This is a genomic window from Variovorax sp. GW823-FHT02B07 (assembly GCF_058797695.1).
Map to the genome: position 1 here is coordinate 41,637 of NZ_JBXAJX010000004.1, position 19,295 is coordinate 60,931.

Consider the following 19,295-nt stretch of genomic DNA (forward strand, 5'->3'; position numbering starts at 1 on the left):
ATTCAAAAGAAGAAACGCCCATGACCAAGCCCGTGTATGTGACCCAGCCCTACCTGCCGCCGCTGGACGAGTTCCTGCCCTATCTGCAACAGATCTGGGACAACAAGATCCTCACCAATGGCGGGCCGTTCCACCAGCAGTTGGAGAAGGCGCTGTGCGAGTACCTGGGCGTGGAGCACATCGCGCTCTTCACCAACGGCACGATCGCGCTGGTCACGGCGCTCCAATCGATGCGCATCACGGGCGAGGTCATCACCACGCCGTATTCGTTCGTGGCCACTTCGCACTCGCTGTTGTGGAACGGCATCAAGCCCGTCTTCGCAGACGTCGATCCGCGCACGTTGAATCTCGATCCGGCGCGCATCGAGGCGCTCATCACGCCGCAGACGACGGCGATCATGCCGGTGCATTGCTACGGCCATCCCTGCGACACCCAGGCCATCCAGACGATTGCCGACACCTACAACCTGCGCGTGATCTATGACGCGGCGCATGCCTTCGGCGTGCAGGACGAGGGCGGCAGCATCCTGCGGCACGGCGACATGTCGGTGCTGAGCTTTCACGCGACCAAGGTCTTCAACACCTTCGAGGGCGGCGCCATCGTCTGCAAGGATGCGACCACCAAGACCCGCATCGACCAGCTCAAGAACTTCGGCCATGTGGGCGAAGTCACCGTGGTAGCGCCCGGCATCAATGGCAAGATGAGCGAGTTCAATGCCGCGCTGGGCCTGCTGCAGTTGAAGCACCTGCACACCGCGCTGGATCTGCGCCGGGCCATCGACGGCGCCTACCGGCGTTTGCTCGCCGGCGTGCCGGGCATCGTGTGCCTTCCCGATGCCGGCGAATCGGTGGCCAACTTCGCGTACTTCCCGATCCTCGTGGGACCGGAGTACCGCCTGTCGCGTGACGAGCTCTACGCCCAACTGAAGGCGCACGAGGTCCATCCGCGCCGTTATTTCTATCCGTTGATCTCCGAGTTCCCGATGTACCGCGGTCTCCCAACGGCCAGTCGCGACCATCTGCCGAATGCGAGCCGCGCGGCGGACCGCATCCTCTGCCTGCCGATCTATCCGGACCTGGGCCTCGATCAAGTCGAACGCATCGTCGATCTGATCGCGACGCTGTGAGCGCGTGCAAAGAACGGAGGGCGGCGCGATGAAGGTCGGGATCATGCAACCGTACTTTCTGCCGTACATCGGCTACTTCCAGCTGATCGCGGCGGTGGACCTGTTCGTGGTGTACGACAACATCAAGTACACAAAGAAGGGCTGGATCAACCGCAACCGGCTGCTGCAGGGTGGCGCGGACGCCGTCTTCTCGCTGCCGCTGAAGAAGGACTCCGATGCGCTGGACGTCGTCGAGCGCGAACTGGCCGCTGACTTCAACCGGCAGAAGCTGCTGAACCAGTTCATCGGCGCGTACCGGTCCGCGCCGTACTTCGAGCCCTGCATCGAGCTCCTGCGCTCGCTCGTCATGAACGAGGAGACGAATCTCTTTCGCTACATCCACGGCTCGATCGTCCAGACCTGCACGTACCTCGGCATCACGACACCCATCGCGATCTCGTCCGGCGTGCCGGCCGATCATGCGCAGAAGGGCGAAGACCGTGTGCTTGCCATCTGCGAGGCTTGCCATGCCGATACCTATATCAACACCATCGGCGGCCTGGAACTCTATTCGCGCGAGCGCTTTTCCCATGAGGGCATTGCGCTGCAGTTCATCCGGTCCCTGCCCATTGAGTACAAGCAGTTCGGCAAGGACTCGTTTGTGCCGTGGCTGTCGATGGTCGACGTCATGATGTTCAATCCCGCCGACGAGATCAGAGACTCGTTGCTGCCGAAATTCGAATTGATCTGAATATGTTCAAGTGGAAAAAGCTGGGCAAGGTCTTCAGCCCCGGCCCTCAACATGGCCGCGAGTGGCTCAACGAGTTCGCGCAAGCGCCCGCGACCCTGCTCTTCGACGACTTCGTGCGCGTGTACTTCTCGTGCCGACCCAAGGCCGATGCCAAGGGGCAGTACGTGAGCTACTCGGCCTTTCTCGACTTGGATCGCCGCGACCTGTTCAAGGTGGTGAACGTCAGCGCAACTCCGATCCTGCCGCTCGGGCCGTTGGGCGCGTTCGACGAGTTTGGCATCTACCCGGTTTCGGTGGCGCGCGACGGCGCGGACGTTCGCGCCTACTACGCGGGGTGGACGCGCTGCGAGTCGGTTCCGTTCAACGTGGCCATCGGCGGGGCCATCAGCCACGACAACGGAAACACCTTCACCAAGCTCGGCCTCGGGCCGGTGATCGGGTATTCGCCCAACGAGCCTTTCGTGATGAGCGGTCCGAAGATCCGTCGCTTCAACGATCGCTGGTACCTCTGGTACATCGCCGGGCGCAAGTGGAAGGTGGTCGACGGTCGCGCGGAGCCGGTCTACAAGATCCGCATGGCAACGTCCGACGACGGCGTCACCTGGCACAAGGAAGACCGGGACCTCATCGAGAGCCGCATCGAGGAGGACGAGGCACAGGCCAGCCCTGATGTGTTCTTTGCCAATGGCAGATACCACATGTTCTTCTGCTACCGGTACAGCGCTGGCTACCGAGGCAAGACCTTCGGCTACCGCATCGGCTATGCCTCCAGCCTCGATCTGCTGCATTGGACGCGCGACGACGACAAGGCGGGCATCGACATCTCTGAGGCGGGCTGGGATTCAGAAATGATCAGCTACCCGCACGTCTTCGAGGTGGACGGGCAGATCTACATGGCCTACCTGGGCAACCAGGTCGGCCGCGAGGGCTTCGGGCTCGCAGTGCTCGACGGAAAGCTGGAGTGAGGACATGGCAATGAAGTGGAAGAGGCTGGGCAAGATATTCGACCCGACGCAGCACACGCTCCCCAACGGCTGCGTGCAGTTCGCGCAGTCGCCGCAGACACTGGTCTTCGACGACTTCGTCCGGATCTATTTTTCGACTCGCGCCGTCGATCCGAAGAACGGCAAGTTCCTGAGCCACGTCGCGTTCGTCGACGTCGGGCCGGACCTGCGCACCATCCTTCGCGTGGCCGACAAGCCGGTCATCCCGCTGGGCGAACTGGGCTGCTTCGACGAGCACGGCATCTTCCCGATCAACGTGGTGCGCCACGACGGCAAGATCTCGGCATTCACCTGCGGGTGGAACCGGCGGGTGTCGGTGTCGGTCGATACGGCGGTCGGCCTGGCCGAGAGCCATGACGACGGCCTGACCTTCACCAAGCTCGGCCATGGTCCCGTCATGGGCGCATCGCTGCACGAGCCCTGCCTCGTGGGCGATGCCTTCGTGCTCCCGGTCGATGGCGTGTTTCACATGTGGTACATCTTCGGCACCGGCTGGAAGCAGTACGCCGATGGCGCTGCGCCCGACCGCACCTACAAGATCGGCCACGCCACCTCGACCGACCGGATCCACTGGGCCAAGGAAGAGGCCAGGCAGATCGTCTCCGACAGCCTGGGGCCCGACGAGAGCCAGGCGCTGCCGACGGTCGTTCGCATCGGCAGCCGGTTCCACATGTTCTTCTGCTTTCGCCAGTCGTTCGACTTTCGTGCGACCAAGGGCCGGGGCTACCGCATCGGCCATGCCTGGTCGGACGACCTCTCGAACTGGACCCGCGACGACGATACGCCGAAGCTGGACATCCCGGACGCGGAATGGGACTCGGACATGCAGTGCTATCCACATGCCTTCACCTTCCAAGGCAAGGTCTATCTGCTCTACAACGGCAACGAGTTCGGGCGCCACGGCTTCGGGCTTGCCGTGCTCGAGTGACACAGGGCATGACACCGCGGGGGCGTTTCGCGTTGGCGGTCGACCGGGCCTCGGCTGACGAGATCGCCCGGCATCTGCGGGAATGCAGCGACAGCTTCGCGCCGCCGCTCGCCGGGCGCGTGGATATTGCGGCCTACGCTGAAAAAATTGCCAGCAAGGCGGTCCGCTTCGAGGCCTGGGATGCCGCGTTGGGCCTCGTTGGGCTGGTCGCGGTGTACGACAATGCGGGGCCCGACGTCTTCGTGACCAACGTCAGCGTCGCGCCCTCGTGCCGCGGCGCGGGCCTGGCGCAGCGATTGCTGCAGAGCTGTTTCGACCACATGGATGTTCCTCGTGCGAGGCGCTACCGGCTCGAAGTCAATCAGCGCAGCGAGGCGGCGGTCCGCCTGTACGCCCGCATGGGCTTCGTCCCGGCTTCGAAAACGGGCGAATTGATCTGCATGGAGCGCCCGGCGACGGGCGGGGATAAAAAATGAGCACAGAACGCAACTACGACAAAGAGATCGCGGACACCGCCGACCACCAGTATGCGTATGGCTTCGACTTCGACGTCATGCACCCGTACATGCTGCGGTCGTTCGAGCCGTTCATCCGGCCTGGCAAGGTGCTGGAGCTGGGCAGCTTCAAAGGCGATTTCACCCGGCGCCTGGTGGCGCGCTTCGACGACGTGACCTGCGTCGAAGCCTCCGAAGTGGCACTCAACGAGGCGAGGAAGCGTCTGGGCGACAAGGCGCAGTTCATCCACTCTCGCTTCGAGGACGCGACGCTGCCGCACCGCTACGACAACATCGTGCTCACGCACGTGCTTGAGCACCTGGACGATCCGGTCAAGGTGCTCAAGCGCATCAACGACGAGTGGTTGAGCGAGGATGGGCGCTTCTTCCTCGTGTGCCCGAATGCCAATGCGCCTTCGCGGCAGATTGCCGTGAAGATGGGCCTGATCACCCACAACGCGGCGGTCACGCCCGCCGAGGCGCAGCACGGCCACCTGTGCACCTATTCGCTGGACACGCTGGAGCGCGATGCTGTCGCCGCCGGCCTGCGCGTGGTGCACCGAAGCGGCATCTTCTTCAAGGCGCTGGCGAACTTCCAGTGGGACCGTTTGCTGAAGACCGACATCATTTCCAAGGAATACTTGGAAGGCTGCTACCAACTCGGGCAGGTCTATCCCGACCTGTGCTCGAGCATCTTCCTGATGTGCGAGCGCGGGCCTAAAAAATGAAAGTCTCCTTCGTCGTCGCGGTCTACCAGAACGAGGGCGCGATCTCCAAGACACACGAGAAGATCGCCGGCGTTTTCGCAGACCGCCTCCAGGCGCACCAGTACGAGGTGATCTTCATCGACGATGGTTCGACCGATGGCTCGCTGGAAGAAATCCGCAAGCTCCGCGCGAGCGATCCGAACGTGAAGGGCCTGACCTTCACGCGCAACTTCGGCCAGATGGCCGCGATGCTGGCGGGCTTCAAGGAAGCGACGGGAGACGCGGTCATCAATATTTCGGCAGACCTGCAAGACCCGGTGGACCTGATCCCCGAGATGGTCGACAAATGGATTGCCGGGTCCGAGATCGTCATCTGTCACCGCACGGACCGCGCGGACACCTGGATGGCCAAGACGTACTCGAACCTGGCCTACGGCATGCTGCGCATGGCCATTCCTCAGATGCCGTCGGGGGGGTTCGACTTCGTGCTGATGGACCGCAAGGTGATGGACGAGTTCAATGCCATCGACGTGCGCCACCGGTTCTTCCAAGGTGATCTGCTGTGGACTGGCTATCGGACCAGCTTGATCCCCTATGAGCGGCAGAAACGCACCATCGGCAAGTCGCAGTACAACTTCGGCAAGAAGCTGAAGAACTTCCTGGATGCGATGCTGGACGCGTCGTACCTGCCCATCCGGTTCATCTCATTGGTGGGGCTGCTGACTTCAGGCTTGGGCGTGCTCTACAGCCTCAGCATCGTGGTCGCATGGGCACGGGGCCACACGCCGTTCGAAGGCTGGGCGCCGCTCATGATCGCTGTCTTGCTGATCGGCGGGCTCATCATGGTGATGCTGGGCGTGGTCGGCGAGTACGTCTGGCGCATCAACGAAGAAGTGCGAAAGCGGCCGAACTATATCGTCAGGGACCGCTTCTGAAGCCCGGCGCGTGATTCGTCTCAAGACCCTCACCGCGCAGTTCTCCAAGTTCACCGTCGTGGGGGCGCTGAACTTTGTCTTCACGCTGGTGCTCTTCTACCTCGCAGTGGTCGTGCTGCACATCAATCACCTGATCGCGCTGGTGCTGGTCGCATTGATCGGCATGCTGCTCACCTACACGTTGAACTACTACTGGGTCTTCAAGCCGAGCGAGAAGGTCACTTTCGGTTCGCGGCTGGCCAAGTACATTGGCGCGGGCCTGGTATCGGTCGGGCTGAACGTGCTGTTGCTGCATCTGCTCACCTCGAACACGCACATCGCGCCGTTCTATGGGCAGCTGCTGTTGATCCCCTTCGTCGTGCTGTTCAACTTCTTGACGGCAAAGCTTTGGTCGCTGCGGGCCGAACAACCCTCAGTGCCGTGAGATCCGTGGCCGATAACAAGAGGCCCGCCCCAGAGGCCGATGGCCGCGCGGCAACTCCGCAGCGCGTGCTGGAAGCGACGGTTGCTGCGCTCGTGCTGATCGCGGTGTGCGCCGCGATCGTCTATGTGGTCTGGTCGCGCAATCGCGGCTTCGAGATCACAGACGAGGCCTACTACCTTCTTCTTGCGATCCATCCTGCAGCGACCCGGCTTTACATCAGCGCTCAGCAATGGGCGATGGCGCCGATCTGGCAGATCACAGGCAGCCTCGCGTCGTTCAGGATGGCGGGCCTTGGGCTGCTGGTCGGTAGCGCGGCGGTGCTCGGCATGGGCGCACTGGCTGCGGCGCGGGCGCACGCGGCACCCTCCGTGCCGCATCGGCCAAGCCGCATCGCAGTGATCGGCGGCGCCGTTGTTTGCGCGCTGCTGTATGCCATCACCATCAATGTGTCGCCGAGCTACAACCTGCTGGCCTCGGCGGGGGCGTACCTCTCTCTGGGGCTGATGCTGTTGGCTGGCAACAAGACATCGGCGGCAGGGCGCGCGGGACTTTGGGTGCTGGCCGGCGTTGCGCTTGCGGTGGAATTCGTCTGCAAACCTTCGTCGGGCGTGGCCACCTTCGTGCTCATTGTGATCGCGGTGCTGTGGCTGGACCACTCGGGCGGGCGCAAGACGCTGGCGTTGGCGACAGTGATCGCTGGTGGGCTGTTCGGACTGGCCGCGCTTCTTTTCTCGCACACCACTCCCAGTGAAGCGGCGCAAGCCTTCAGCGGCGGCATGGCTCTCTTCAGGATGGTTCAGACCGAGCCCATCCTCACGCGGCTGGGCCGATATGCCATCGAGTTCGGGGGCTACACGGCCGACGCGATGCGGTCGAACGTGTTTCTTATCGTTGCAGTCCTCGTGTACCTGATCAGAAGAAGCTGGGTGACGATCGGACTCGTGATCGCCGCGCTTGTCCACGCGCTCGTCGCCACGGAGTATTTTGCTTATGGCATGGTGCAGTACGTCGAGTACATGCAACGGGCATTGGTCTTTCTGGCACTCATGCTCGCGGCTGTGTGGCAGGCCGTGCCGGTGCGCTCCAGACGGCTCTTCGTCGTGCTGACTATGCTTCCCTATACGGTGGCGATGGGAACCGGCAACGCGCTCTTCGGCCAGGTGATCATCTCCCTGGCTTCTTGGGGGGCCCTGATGGCGCTCGCTGCCTACACCAGGCCGGTGGCTGCAAGAGATGCGGTGGTACCGATGGCGATCCTCGTCGGGTTCGTCACGCTGACAAGTGTCCAGATCCTTGTCTACAAGGCCAAGATTCCTTACAGCTTGAATGAACGCATGGACCAGCAATCCCTCCCTGTCGACATCGGCCCGCTTGGCCGGGTGAAGGTGGATGAGGGAACCCGGCAATTCATGCAGGAGATCAATGCGGCTGTCGCGAAGTGCCGCATTGCGCCCGGCGCGCCGTTCCTGGGGCTCTACAACGTCCCCGGCCTGGCGCTGGCGCTGAACGCGGTGCCCGTGGAGACGCCGTGGTTGAACAACGTCGCCCAAGCAAATGCGGTGTTCTCGTCAAACGAGGCCGTTGCAGACAGGGCTGTGATCGCGATTCGGCTGAACATGGATGGAAGCCTTCCGCCCATGCCGGCCGCGTTGAACGGGTTCCCGTCCAATTTTCAGCATTGCGGCGATGCGGTGTTTCCCTACGGCAAGCAGCACATCCAGATCTGGATCCGCCCCCAGCGGGGATAGCCGCCCGGACCGGCCGTTCAGTCCTTCCAGGCCGCTGGGCGAACCGGCGACGGCCTTATCTCCTAGAGAAGGGCCTGCTCAGGCCGTCTCTTGTTGTGCGGATGTGTAAACCGTCGGGTTGTGTCATTTCGGTGCGTCAAGCTGCCGTAGCGTTTCCTTTTTCTGCAACCATGATCAAGGTGCCGCCGCACGGCAATGAAATACCCCGGCTCACAAGAAATTCGTCAATGCGCATGAAAAAATTCATGGCGCTATTCAGCATGGGTGAAAATTTGACACGCTTGGAAAGTGCATCTTTATCTGAATCGGTGTCGTCGCGTTTTTTGTCGAAAAGGCGGGCTACCAGCATCAACGGAAACAAGAGAAAGACAAAGGACGTGGTGTAGCGGACCTTGAATCCGCTTGTTTCCATTTTTCGCCTCAGTTCGTCTCTGGAATATCGGCGCTTGTGCTTGACAATTTCATCCAATGGTCCCCAAAGGAACATGTGCTGAGGCACTGAAATGATCGCAATGCCATTGTTCTCCAGCATTCGGTTGATGTTCGAGAGTGCGGCCAAATCGTCATCGATGTGTTCGATCACGTCGAAAGCGACGATCATGTCGAACTTGCGCCCGATCTGGCCCTTGGTAACGTCGAACTGAATGAAATTCACGTCGGGTTGGTTCTTCTTGGCATAGACAAGGCCCTTCAAATAAACCTCGGAACCCGTGATCTCGAGTTTTTCCTCATCCCGCAGGTGCTTGATGAAATCTCCCGTGCCGCAACCTATTTCCAAAAAATTAGCCTTCTTCGAAGAAGGGAGATTTTTTTTTATCAGCGCTTTGAAAAGTCGGGTTCTGGAACTGACCCAAAAACTGGTCTGGGCATATTCCTCCGTGACATCGAAGCCTCCATCGGGGTAGTCGTCATAGGCATTGGCGACTTCGGGGCTGAAGCACTGGATGCCTTCGATCAAAGTGAAATCAAGAGTGTTGCTCATGGAGGTAGTCAAGTTCACCACATCGACGAGATGCGGCTGGTACGTACTGATTGTTGACGGGTTCTTCAGTTCATCTCGTCTGCATAGGGCCGACTCGGCGATGACCGACTGTACCGCTTACGCTGCGCAAAACTGCCCCAGTTCACGTTGAGAGAGCCGATCTCTGGAACACAAAATGCAACTGCTACGAAAAGATTGTGGATGAAGCTGACTCCAGTACCTGTATGCGTAGTCTTCGGCTTCTTCCACGTACTCCTTCATGCGACTGTCGTTCGAGTTACCCGCCTCCCTGAGAAGGTACTGAAACTGAATACCTTCGAAGAAAAATCCATCTTGCACCTGGTGGTGCGCTTGACGGATTCAAAACTCTTCATCTGACGCTTTTGCAAGAAATAAAAAGATGACTAAAGCGTGGCGGCCGCTTGTAACTCCATATTTTTGAGTTCTAGGGCCAGTTCATTCGGATCTATCGAGTAGCTATCCTGAAAGAGGCTAGGGTCAGAGACCGTAAGTTCGTCGCCGGGCTGAAATAGAGGGTGAAATCCAGCAAGTATGCGATAGCGACATCCCGAAAACAATGCCATGTTGGATTGGGAGCAAAAAAGCTGAGCATAGGGAGAGGCGAGCGCTATCACATCTGTTCCCGGCCTGCAAAAAATCAAGTTGGTAAAGGATGCTCCCATCGCACCGACAATCGTCTTGGCTTCGGAGAACAAGCGAACTTGCTGCTCAAAGGAAAAATTTCCGGTATCTACAATTTCATAGCCAAATGATGCAAGAAGTGCCTCGATCTCCGATGAGTTGGCAATGTTTCGTCCACTGCGGCGTACCAAAAATATCTTGCGTTTTCCCTTGCCGGCCGGGTCGATGCCAAACTTCGAAAACGCCGATTTTTGAAGATGCCTTAATGTTTTAAAGCAGACTGCTGACGATTTCCACATGGGGTCGCGCAAGTTGTCAACCAAGTTGGTGCACGACGAAGGTACGTAAAGGTTTTTCACGCTCAATAATGTCGAATTATTGAGTCGGTAAATCGGCCAGTCGGGTAGTATTGTTTGCAAGGATTCGAATTCTTGCTGAAACATTCCCTCGTCGACGACTAGCGGAATTTTTTGCAATTCTGGCTGCCTTGCGAGAATGTATGCTTTTCCAAGATACTCTATTAGCCAGTGGTAATAATTTGGACTGCAGCGTCCGCTGAGTAAGATTGCGGAGGGGAGGGTGGCTTTGTTTTTATAACGAAACCACAAGAAAATATCTCTTTTTTTATTCAGAGATGCAACGTATTGCCAAATTCCAGCAACAAAACCATGATGAGGGTTTGCAGAAGGTTCATAGATAATGAAGTTGTTCTTGGCGAGCACTTGAAATCCGCCGACAACTCGTGCATCCTTGATCTGTGCAATCCATTTTTCAGGAACCTCAACCGTTCGCAATGGTCGCTGTGCGAGCGAGCGGATGACTTCTGGTTCGTGAAATGTCATTGGGTACGCAGGCTCGATCACTTGGATGACATGACCTGTGTTGCATAATTCATCATGCAAGATGGTGCTGTATTTTCCTAGAAGGACCTGGTCGCCCTCCAAGTTTAATTGACGGGAAATTTCTTTTGCCAAATGCTTTGGGAAGAGTCCTTTTTTTGCCTCTTCGAATAAAAAGTACTTGTGATTTTCTATTTCATTTTCTGTGGGTGGATTTTTTTTTAATCCCTTGATTTTCAATTTCAGGAGAAAAATTAAAGTGGCCGACGCTGCGGAGAGGCGATTGATTTTTCTTTTTTCTTTGCGGCCGAATTCTGCGTAGTGCTCGGCTGCAGAAACGCCCATTTTTCGAACGTCGGGATAGATTTTTAAGTAGAATTCTTCATCGAGAAAGAATATCAATAGACTGGTAGTCTTTTCAAAGCGCCAGATGGAGAATTTTTCAAAGGTGCGGTTGGGGTGTCTTCCCTCGGAGATTCCGTAGCGAAAATAGTGATAATTTGTATCTAGCCCGGACGTTGCCACATCTCGATTTTTTTCCTTATAATATTCATCGTCAACAATTTTGATTGCTGAGAGAATTCGAAGTGCCAGAGCGTTGAAGCGGTTCATCGTGTGATTTTACACTTTGTGGGTTGAGTCAAGTGGCTGGGTTCGTGCTCGGTGATTTAGAGTTTGAAAATGATTCAGAATAATTCGACGTTCATTCATTCACTGGCAGATGTTCAAACGGCTGATATTGGCGAGGGGACGAAAGTATGGCAATTCAACGTCATCTTGGCAGGAGCTCGAATAGGTAAAAACTGCAATATTGCAGCGCATTGCTTCATAGAGGGGGGCGTTGTAGTGGGAGACAACGTCACCTTGAAATGTGGTGTTTATTTATGGGAGGGAATTACCCTTGAGTCCGACGTTTTTGTGGGCCCAGGAGCGCTATTTACCAATGATATGTATCCACGATCCAAGGTTTATCCAGCGTCATTTTTACGCACCACCGTTTGCCGAGGTGCGTCGATTGGTGCAGGAGCTATCTTGACGCCTGGCATCACAATCGGACATCACGCCATGATAGCAGCGGGGGCGATTGTGAAAAATGATGTCGCGCCCTTTTCTCTTGTGAAAGGTGCTCCGGCCCGGCATGTAAGGTTTTTATCCTCCTGAAGAGCAGGGGCGATTTAAATTGATTTTTCCCATGAAGTTGAAAAAATTCAATCGGGGTCATTTCCGTTCGGGCAGGTAAATCGAGTTGAAGCATTTTGCGCGCTGGGGTCGTTGATCGAATGGTGTGAAATTGAGCGTTTCGTAACTCTTGATGGAGGTCGCCTGTATCGCCAACTTCCTTGCGCACCCTTCTTGCGACATGCTTTTAACTCCTTCGATGAAAGAGTCAACTCATGCGTGAAAGAACTTCTGCTGGCTGTAACGAGGCGCGCTCTACAAGCCGACGCGCTCATCTCTTAGCAAGCACACGCGCAGATGGCGATGCCAGTACGCCAGCGGTCTCTCGGTGGTGAAACAAATCCTGATCTCCCCCAGTTGCGGTCAAACAGGAGTTGCCTGCTACCGATGACGAGTCTGAGCGCGAGTCATCGCTCGAGGCGGTAGACTTCGCGGACCTCAAAAAATCAGGAGATAAAGATGATTCATCCGACAGCGCACATCGAAAAGGGCGCACAGCTTGGTGAGGGTGTTTCCATCGGCGCGTTCACGATTGTTCATCGCGAAGCCATCATTGGTGATGGGACTGTCATCGAGAGCCACTGTGAAATTGCACATCCCTCCAAGCTGGCGAATGGGGAGCCGCTCGTGCTTGGAAAGGACTCCTTGATTCGTTCGCACAGCATCTTCTACGCCGGCTCCACTTTCGGCGAAAGACTGGTGACTGGACATCGCGTTACCGTCCGTGAATTGACCAGCGCAGGAAAGAATTTTCAGATCGGCACATTGGGTGATATACAAGGCCACTGCGAAATCGGCGACTACGTGCGGACTCACAGCAACGTTCACATTGGTCACGCGTCAAAAGTTGGGAGCTTTGTATGGATCTTCCCATATGTCGTTTTGACCAATGATCCTCACCCGCCGAGTGAGACCTGCATCGGTTGCGAGATTGGTGACTATGCCGCCATCGCAACCATGTCGGTCATTTTGCCCGGCGTCAAGGTCGGAGAGCACTCGTTGATTGCGGCACACAGTTGCGTCGGGAAAAACGTCGACCCGCACACCGTAGTTGGCGGTTCGCCTGCGAAGTTCTTGTGCGGCACGGAGAAAATCAAGTTGCGAGATGGTTCCGGCCGGAATGCCTATCCATGGACAACTCACTTTCATCGCGGCTATCCCGAAGAGGTTGTATCGACGTGGCTTGCTGAGGCTGCCGTCCGTGCCGCAGCATCTGCCGTTTAGATTCCGTGCTGCTGAATAGTCGGTGAAGCAGGGCGATGCCCTTCGGGGCGCCGCATCAACCTCCGCCAATGGCGACGATTGATCTGATACGGCGATTTTTCGAAGATCCTGCCCTCGGGTTGAGAGTTGATGCATCACCCTTGACAGCCGAGATCGGGAGTTCTTTTCCCCATGGGTGGGGGAAATCCCTCATGCTCGGTCCGCGTCTTTCGCCCGGACATCGGTGCCGGTGCAGAGCCTCACAGTCCGGGTAGGGGTGATCAAGGGAAGCCCCGAGCGCCTAGCTCCCCTTGATCAGTTAGCGCTCCTCGATGATCCGCCCGTGTTCGAGGTGGATGACGCGGTTGCACTCCTTGGCGATCAGCTCGGGCGAATGCGAGGCCAGCACCAAAATGCCGGATTTCGAAACGACGTCCCGCATCCGCTTCTCGGCCTTCTCGTTGAAGTCCGCATCGCCCACCGACAGCCATTCGTCCATGAGCAGGATGTCCGCCTCGACGCTGGTCGAGATGGAAAAGGCCAAGCGCATCATCATGCCTGTGGAATAGGTCCGCACCGGCATGTTGACGTACTCGCCGAGACCGCTGAATTCGCAGATGGACGGGATCTGCCGCTCGATCTCCTTGCGGCTCATGCCCATCACAAGGCCTCTGAGCATGATGTTCTCGATGCCGCTGGCGTCCGGCTCAATGCCCAGTGCCGGATCGATCAGGCTGGCCACGCTGCCCTGGCGGACCATTTCCCCCGAGGAGGGTTCGTAAACGCCTGCCAGCGTGCGCAGCAGGGTGGACTTGCCGGAGCCGTTGTGGCCAATGAGACCGAGTCGGTCGCCGCTTTTCAGCTCGAGGTTGATGCCATTCAGCGCCTGCACCACGGTGACGCCGGTTTCCTTGCCGAAGCGCCCGCCCGTGACCGACGCAGCAATCGTCTTCTTCAGCGAAGAGGCGCCGGCGCCATAGATGGGAAAGCTGACGCCGACGTTTTTGAGAGAGATAAGAGCCATGATCAGAGCCAGTAGACGACGCGGCGGCGGTATTTGGCGAACACCAGGGTCGCGGCGACAACGGTTACCGCGGTCCAGCCCAGGATGCCCCACCAGCTGTGGGCATGTGCCACGCCACCCATCAGCGGAGTGCGCAGCAGGTCCAGCATTTGCGCGAAGGGATTCCAGAGAATGTACTTGGCGCGCCCCGGAAGATTTTCAGGAATCCAGAACACGGGGGTCAGGAACATCAACATCTGCATCACGCTGGTGACGATCTGGGTGACGTCCCGGTACCGCGTGCAGATCAGGCCCAGCAGGAGCCCCAGTGCATGTGCGTTGATCACAGCGATCAGGAACGCAGGAATGACCAGTAGCGCAGACCAGCCGAGCGAGACACCCGCCCAGAGCGCGACCGGGATGTACAGCACGATCTGGTGTGCAAACTGGATCAGGTTGCGCGAGATGCTGCGCCAAACGAACAGACTGACGGGGAAGTAGCCCTGCTTCAGGTAGTTGGTCGAACTGACAAAGGCATTGCACGCATCCGTCACCGTGCTGGAGAAGAAGCTCCAGAAGATGATGCCGAGCGCCAGGTGCGGAAAGAACTTGTCCAGCGGGGTGCCGAACAGGGAGCTGTACAGCGGCCCCATGCCGCCGATCATGGCCCCCATGCTGAGCGTGAGCCACAGGGGGCCGAGCATCGAGCGCCGGTAGCGCAGCACGATATCGAACCAGGCAAGAGTCCACCAGATGTCGGTCCGGCGTGTACCTTCCCACCAGTCAGCGAAGACGCTGCGGTGCAGATTTGAGTGAACTTGGCTCATGTGAGTCCGGAAATGTGTGCCCGAGGGGCGGTGCCGCCCTTGTCCGGGCGAGTGTTGAAACCGGCTTCGTCGAGCGCCAGTTTTTCGCTGCCGATGCGTGTCAAGAGATGTTTTCCTTTTTCATGGATGAACGGCGGGGGAGCCAGTCATCGCGAAGCTTGCCAAGGCCGGGAACCTGTCCCTCGGCCGTGTGACGGAAGGGGCGCATGTTCGGTTTGGTGTGAAGTGGGCGATAATTTTACCGGCGCTGATTCGGCGACCCGATTGGAACACCGGCCATCGGCACCCGTGAACAAGTAAAAAAGCGTCCGCAAAGACATCTGACGGGCCGCGCGCACTCGACAAAGCGAGCAACCCATGAGTATCACCCGTCCCCTTGAAGTTTCCGTTGCGCTGTGCACGTACAACGGCGCGCGCTTCCTGCGCGAGCAGGTTCGCAGCATCTGCCTTCAGAGCCGTCCGCCGGTCGAGATCGTTCTGTCCGACGATGCCTCGCGCGATGGTTCGGTCGATGTGGTGCGTGCCGCCCTCGCTGAATGCGCCGCCGAGCGGCCACAACATCCCGTGGCGTTGCGGATCTTCGAGAACACCACGGCGCTGCGCGTCGTCAAGAATTTCGAGCAGGCCATCAGCGCCTGCACCAGCGAATTGATCGCGCTGAGCGACCAGGACGACGTGTGGATGCCCGACCGCCTTGAAAAAATGGTGGCTCGCTTCGAGCAGGACGACAGCCTGGTGCTGCTGCACACCGACGCACGCCTCGTGGACACCGACCGCCAAGACATCGGTCATACACTGTTCCATGCCCTGGAAGTTTTGCCTTCGGAACTGGCGCGCGTCCACGCCGGCAATGCCTTCGACGTGCTGTTGCGCCGCAACCTCGTGACCGGCGCCACCACGGTTTTCCGTCGCTCGCTGCTCGCCGATGCCTTGCCGTTGCCGGTGGAATGGGTGCACGACGAATGGCTGGCCATCATCGCGTCGACGACGTCGCGGGTCGACCTGCTGGAAGAGCCGCTCATCGAATACCGCCAGCACGAATCCAACCAGATCGGCGCCCGCCGCGACACCTTCAAGGAAAAGGTGCGCAAGGCGCTCGCCTCGCGGGGCAACACGCACGTCGAGCGCGCGATCAAGGCCGAGCTGTTGCTGGAGCGCCTGCTGCAACTGGGCGATCGCGTGCCCCCCGAGATCATCGACAAGGTGCGCAGCAAGATCGTGCACCAGCGCTTCCGCGCCGCCTTGCCGGCCTCGCGCCTGGCCCGGTGCGTGCCGATCCTGCGCGAGGCCATGACCGGCCGCTACGACAAGTTCGGCCGCGGGGTGCGCGGCGTGGTCCGCGATCTTTTCGAATCTGTCTGACACAACAACAATGAACCCAACCAACGTCCCCGCGAACCCTTCCCCGCCCGGCGAGCCGATGGCCTGGCCGAACGTCGTGGTCATCATTCCGTTCTACAACGGCGCCGATTTCATCGAGCGCTCGGTGAAGAGCGTGTTCGAGCAGTCGGTGCCCGCGCACGAGGTGATCGTGGTCAACGACGGCTCGCGCCCGGAAGAGCGCGCCGCGCTCGACGGGCTGGCGGCCCGCTATCCGTTCCGCATCCTCGACAAGGAGAACGGCGGCCAGGGCTCGGCGCGCAATGCGGGCGTGGCGGCGTCGACCTCCGAGTACATCTGCTTCCTGGACCAGGACGACTTCTACCTGCCGAACCACATCGAGACGCTGGTGTCGTCGATCCCGTGGGACGACCGCCTGTTCGGCTACATCTACGCCGACCTGTACGAGGCGGACGGCGACGGCAACGTGATTCGCACGGGCGTCATCAAGGACCACGCACAGCACCCGAAGCGCAGCATCTTCGACCTGCTGCGCTACGACATGTTCGTGCTGCCCTCGGCCGCGCTCGTGAGCCGCAAGGCCTTCGACGCGGTGGGCGGCTTCGACTCGCAGTTCATGGGCTACGAGGACGACGACCTGTTCCTGCGCATCTTCCGCAAGGGCTACAGCAATCACTTCGTGGACAAGGCGGTGACGGTCTGGTGCATCCACACGGCCAGCACCTCGTTCGGCATCCGCATGGTGCGCAGCCGCTTCAAGTACTTCAAGAAGCTGCTGCAGATGTTCCCCGACGAGCACCAACGCGGCCGCTACTACCTGCGCGAATACCTGATGCCGCGCTTCCAGCTGTTCTTCGTGAACGAGGCGATCGAGGCCATCAAGAAGGACGACCAGTACCGCGGCGAGATGACGGCGGTGCTGGACGACTACGCGGCCATCGTCTTCGCGAACCCGTATGTGGGCCGCAAGAAGAAGCTGCGGCTGTGGATCACGCTGTTCCTGCTGCGCCGGAGCACGCCGGGCATAGTGCGCTTCATCGGCGCGCTGACGAAGCTGCCGGGCATCCGCAGCCTGCGCAAGGTCTACAAGTCCTGATGCGCGCCGCGGCGGCCCGCAGGCCGCCGCAGCCTGGTCCTCAGCGGGTCGGTGCCGACTTCATCGCCGGGTCCATGTAGGTGGCGTGCGAGCGCACGTACTCGGCGCGCAGGTGGCCTGCGTCCTTGTAGATCGGCGTGGCGTCGGCATCGGCGCGGGTGCACCAGTCCTTCTGGCACAGGGTCGGGATCGGGTCGATCACGATGGCGCCGCTGCGCTGCGCGATCTGCCGCATGCGCTCGTGCAGCGCCTTCTGCCTCGGGTCCCAGGGGGCGGTGGGCGACATCTTGCCCACTTGCATGTCACCCAGGCGGCCGCCCTTGATGAACTCCTCGGGGCCGAAACCCTCGCCGACCGGGTTGTCCAGCAGCAGGTAGACCTGCTTGTGCTTGGACAAGGTGGTCAGCACGGTCTCGAGCATGTTGAGCGAGAAGTCCACGCCGCCGCCGCCCATGAAGCGCCGCTTGTCCTTGCCGTCGAAGAAGTAGTAGCGGTCGGCCGCTGCGTTCTCGGCGTTGGGCTTGCCGGTCTCGGTGAAGTAGCAGTTCCAGCAGCCGCCGAAGACGACGGCGTCGAACCGGTCGCTCATGGCCAGCCGCATGCCGCCGTCGCGGCGTTCGCCGCAGAGGTTGTTCTGCTCGTCGACCACGTTGGGAATCGGCGGGCAGGCGCCCCAGGTCACGAAGGAGAGCGAATCGAGCGTGCCCGGCGAGGTCTTGGAGAGCTCGACGGCGCGCGGCCCGTACTGTTCGACGTGGCTGTCCCCGAAGAACAGCACCCGCCGCTTGCCCTGCCCGATCTGCTGCAGCACCTCGCCATCGACCTTGATCGGGCTCAGGCCGTCCGGGTAGGCCCAGTCCTTGGCGGCCGCGGCGGTCTTGTTGAAGTACGGATCGCTGTGGCGGCCGACGTAGTAGCGCGTGGTCGCCAGCAGGCCGAGCACGACGAAGCCGATCATCACGGCCACCAGCCCCGCCGTCACCGTCGGGTTCTCGCTGCGGCGCGTGTAGCGTTCGACGAACCGGTAGGTCAGCCAGGCGAGCACGAACGACGCCACGAGCATCAGCGCGCGGATGCCATCGGAAGGCAGCTTGCCTTCCAGGATGCGCGCATAGGCCAGCAGCGGCCAGTGCCAGAGGTAGAGCGGGTAACTGATCAGGCCGACCCACACCATCGGTTTGGAGGCCAGCACGTAGCGGTTGAGCACGCCGGTCGGCCCCGCCGCGATGCAGAAGAAGGCGCCCACCGACGGCAGGATGGCCCAGAACCCGGGGAAGGCTTTGCCGCCGCGGATGTAGCACAGGCCCAGCACGATCAGCACGAGGCCGGCGATCGACTGCGCGTGGCGGCTCCAGCCTGGCTTCGGTGGCGGGCGGTGCAGCCGCGCGTAGGCCAGCATGCCGCCGATCATCAGTTCCCAGAAGCGCGACAGCGGCGAATAGAACGCGGCCGTGCGGTGGCTGTGGATGGTCGTCACGTTGAGCAGGAACGACATCGCCGCCACCGTGCCGAGCACCGTGAGCATGCGCCACTTGCGCTTCCAGGCCAGGCCCAGCAGCACGGGCCAGAAGATGTAGAACTGCTCTTCGATGGCCAGCGACCACAGGTGCAGCAGCGGCTTGGTCTCGGCGGCGTTGTCGAAGTAGCCGGCCTCGCTCCAGAAGGCGAAATTCGACACGAAGCCCGCGCCCGCGGCCACGTGCTTGCCCAGCTGTTCCCACTCATGCGGCAGCAGGGCGAACCAGCCGAAGGCCATGGTGGCCAGCAGCACCAGCGCCAGCGCCGGGAAGATGCGCTTCACGCGCCGCGCATAGAACTCGCGGTAGCTGAAGCCGTCGCCCTGGAAGCTGCCCAGGATGATGGTGGTGATCAGGAAGCCCGAGATGACGAAGAAGATGTCGACGCCGATGAAGCCGCCCTTGATCCACTGCGGGAACGCGTGGTAGCCGAGCACCGACAGCACCGCGACGGCGCGCAGCCCGTCGATGTCCGGGCGGTATTTCGGGTGAACCAGGTGGGCGTGTTCGGGGAGGGAGGTCGGGCTGCTCGTGGTCGTCATCGTCGGTGCTGAAAGCGGCGCTTGCGG

Annotated in this window: 18 protein-coding genes; 13 read left to right on the plus strand and 5 right to left on the minus strand. The window is 59.9% G+C overall.

Translation table 11 applies throughout. The annotated features are described in order from the left end of the window. The first annotated feature begins 20 nt into the window (after positions 1-20). The 9 genes from AC1RGU_RS20995 to AC1RGU_RS21035 are packed head-to-tail and all read left to right on the plus strand — an operon-like array spanning position 21 to position 8,097. Positions 21-1,127, plus strand: a complete 1,107-nt coding sequence (locus tag AC1RGU_RS20995; protein WP_095949497.1) for a DegT/DnrJ/EryC1/StrS family aminotransferase — start codon at positions 21-23, stop codon at positions 1,125-1,127. 28 nt (positions 1,128-1,155) lie between these two features. Beyond that, on the plus strand, positions 1,156-1,857 hold the full coding sequence (locus tag AC1RGU_RS21000) for a WbqC family protein (RefSeq protein WP_492698224.1): 702 nt from the start codon (positions 1,156-1,158) through the stop codon (positions 1,855-1,857). Positions 1,858-1,859: 2 nt separating this feature from the next. Then, positions 1,860-2,822 carry a glycoside hydrolase family protein gene (locus AC1RGU_RS21005; RefSeq protein WP_492698222.1) on the plus strand — a complete coding sequence of 321 codons (963 nt, stop codon included), beginning with the start codon at positions 1,860-1,862 and terminating at the stop codon, positions 2,820-2,822. Between the two features lie 10 nt (positions 2,823-2,832). Beyond that, complete coding sequence (locus tag AC1RGU_RS21010) at positions 2,833-3,789, plus strand: hypothetical protein (RefSeq protein ID WP_492698220.1); 957 nt, start codon at positions 2,833-2,835, stop codon at positions 3,787-3,789. A 32-nt stretch (positions 3,790-3,821) separates the two neighbouring features. After that, positions 3,822-4,265 (plus strand): GNAT family N-acetyltransferase, encoded by a 444-nt coding sequence (locus AC1RGU_RS21015; RefSeq protein ID WP_492740805.1) that lies wholly within the window; start codon positions 3,822-3,824, stop codon positions 4,263-4,265. After that, positions 4,262-5,011 (plus strand): class I SAM-dependent methyltransferase, encoded by a 750-nt coding sequence (locus tag AC1RGU_RS21020; RefSeq protein WP_070060250.1) that lies wholly within the window; start codon positions 4,262-4,264, stop codon positions 5,009-5,011. The genes AC1RGU_RS21015 and AC1RGU_RS21020 overlap by 4 nt, the downstream gene beginning before the upstream one ends. Then, entirely contained in the window at positions 5,008-5,925 is a 918-nt protein-coding gene (locus tag AC1RGU_RS21025; protein ID WP_492698216.1) for a glycosyltransferase family 2 protein, read from the plus strand. Before AC1RGU_RS21020 ends, AC1RGU_RS21025 begins: the two co-directional genes overlap by 4 nt. Before the next feature lie 10 nt (positions 5,926-5,935). Next, positions 5,936-6,349, plus strand: a complete 414-nt coding sequence (locus AC1RGU_RS21030) for a GtrA family protein (RefSeq protein WP_492698214.1) — start codon at positions 5,936-5,938, stop codon at positions 6,347-6,349. A 5-nt stretch (positions 6,350-6,354) separates the two neighbouring features. Continuing rightward, complete coding sequence (locus AC1RGU_RS21035; RefSeq protein ID WP_492698212.1) at positions 6,355-8,097, plus strand: hypothetical protein; 1,743 nt, start codon at positions 6,355-6,357, stop codon at positions 8,095-8,097. 136 nt (positions 8,098-8,233) lie between these two features. Here AC1RGU_RS21035 and AC1RGU_RS21040 read toward each other — a convergent pair whose 3' ends face one another. Together AC1RGU_RS21040 and AC1RGU_RS21045 are read right to left on the minus strand one after the other, a co-directional pair. Further along, a complete protein-coding gene (locus AC1RGU_RS21040) occupies positions 8,234-9,079 on the minus strand; it encodes a class I SAM-dependent methyltransferase (RefSeq protein ID WP_492698210.1) in 846 nt (281 codons plus the stop codon). 404 nt (positions 9,080-9,483) lie between these two features. Then, positions 9,484-11,172 (minus strand): glycosyltransferase family 61 protein, encoded by a 1,689-nt coding sequence (locus tag AC1RGU_RS21045; protein ID WP_492698208.1) that lies wholly within the window; start codon positions 11,170-11,172, stop codon positions 9,484-9,486. Positions 11,173-11,241: 69 nt separating this feature from the next. Between AC1RGU_RS21045 and AC1RGU_RS21050 the strand changes: the two genes are divergently transcribed. Next, positions 11,242-11,721 (plus strand): acyltransferase, encoded by a 480-nt coding sequence (locus AC1RGU_RS21050; RefSeq protein ID WP_492698206.1) that lies wholly within the window; start codon positions 11,242-11,244, stop codon positions 11,719-11,721. 477 nt (positions 11,722-12,198) lie between these two features. Continuing rightward, entirely contained in the window at positions 12,199-12,963 is a 765-nt protein-coding gene (locus AC1RGU_RS21055; RefSeq protein WP_492698204.1) for an acyltransferase, read from the plus strand. A gap of 298 nt (positions 12,964-13,261) precedes the next feature. On the opposite strand, the gene AC1RGU_RS21060 is transcribed toward AC1RGU_RS21055, so the two are convergent. Beyond that, on the minus strand, positions 13,262-13,966 hold the full coding sequence (locus AC1RGU_RS21060) for an ABC transporter ATP-binding protein (protein WP_070060235.1): 705 nt from the start codon (positions 13,964-13,966) through the stop codon (positions 13,262-13,264). Between the two features lie 2 nt (positions 13,967-13,968). Continuing rightward, positions 13,969-14,772 (minus strand): ABC transporter permease, encoded by an 804-nt coding sequence (locus tag AC1RGU_RS21065; RefSeq protein ID WP_070060234.1) that lies wholly within the window; start codon positions 14,770-14,772, stop codon positions 13,969-13,971. A gap of 357 nt (positions 14,773-15,129) precedes the next feature. Here AC1RGU_RS21065 and AC1RGU_RS21070 point away from each other — a divergent pair, with 357 nt between their 5' ends. Then, positions 15,130-16,134 carry a glycosyltransferase family 2 protein gene (locus AC1RGU_RS21070; RefSeq protein WP_492698201.1) on the plus strand — a complete coding sequence of 335 codons (1,005 nt, stop codon included), beginning with the start codon at positions 15,130-15,132 and terminating at the stop codon, positions 16,132-16,134. Positions 16,135-16,144: 10 nt separating this feature from the next. Next, positions 16,145-17,209: a glycosyltransferase family 2 protein gene (locus tag AC1RGU_RS21075; protein WP_492698199.1), complete on the plus strand. Its 1,065-nt coding sequence runs from the start codon at positions 16,145-16,147 to the stop codon at positions 17,207-17,209. Positions 17,210-17,249: 40 nt separating this feature from the next. Here the strand turns inward: AC1RGU_RS21075 and AC1RGU_RS21080 are convergent, their stop codons facing one another. Beyond that, positions 17,250-19,268, minus strand: a complete 2,019-nt coding sequence (locus AC1RGU_RS21080) for an acyltransferase family protein (protein ID WP_492698197.1) — start codon at positions 19,266-19,268, stop codon at positions 17,250-17,252. Between the last annotated feature and the right edge of the window lie 27 nt (positions 19,269-19,295).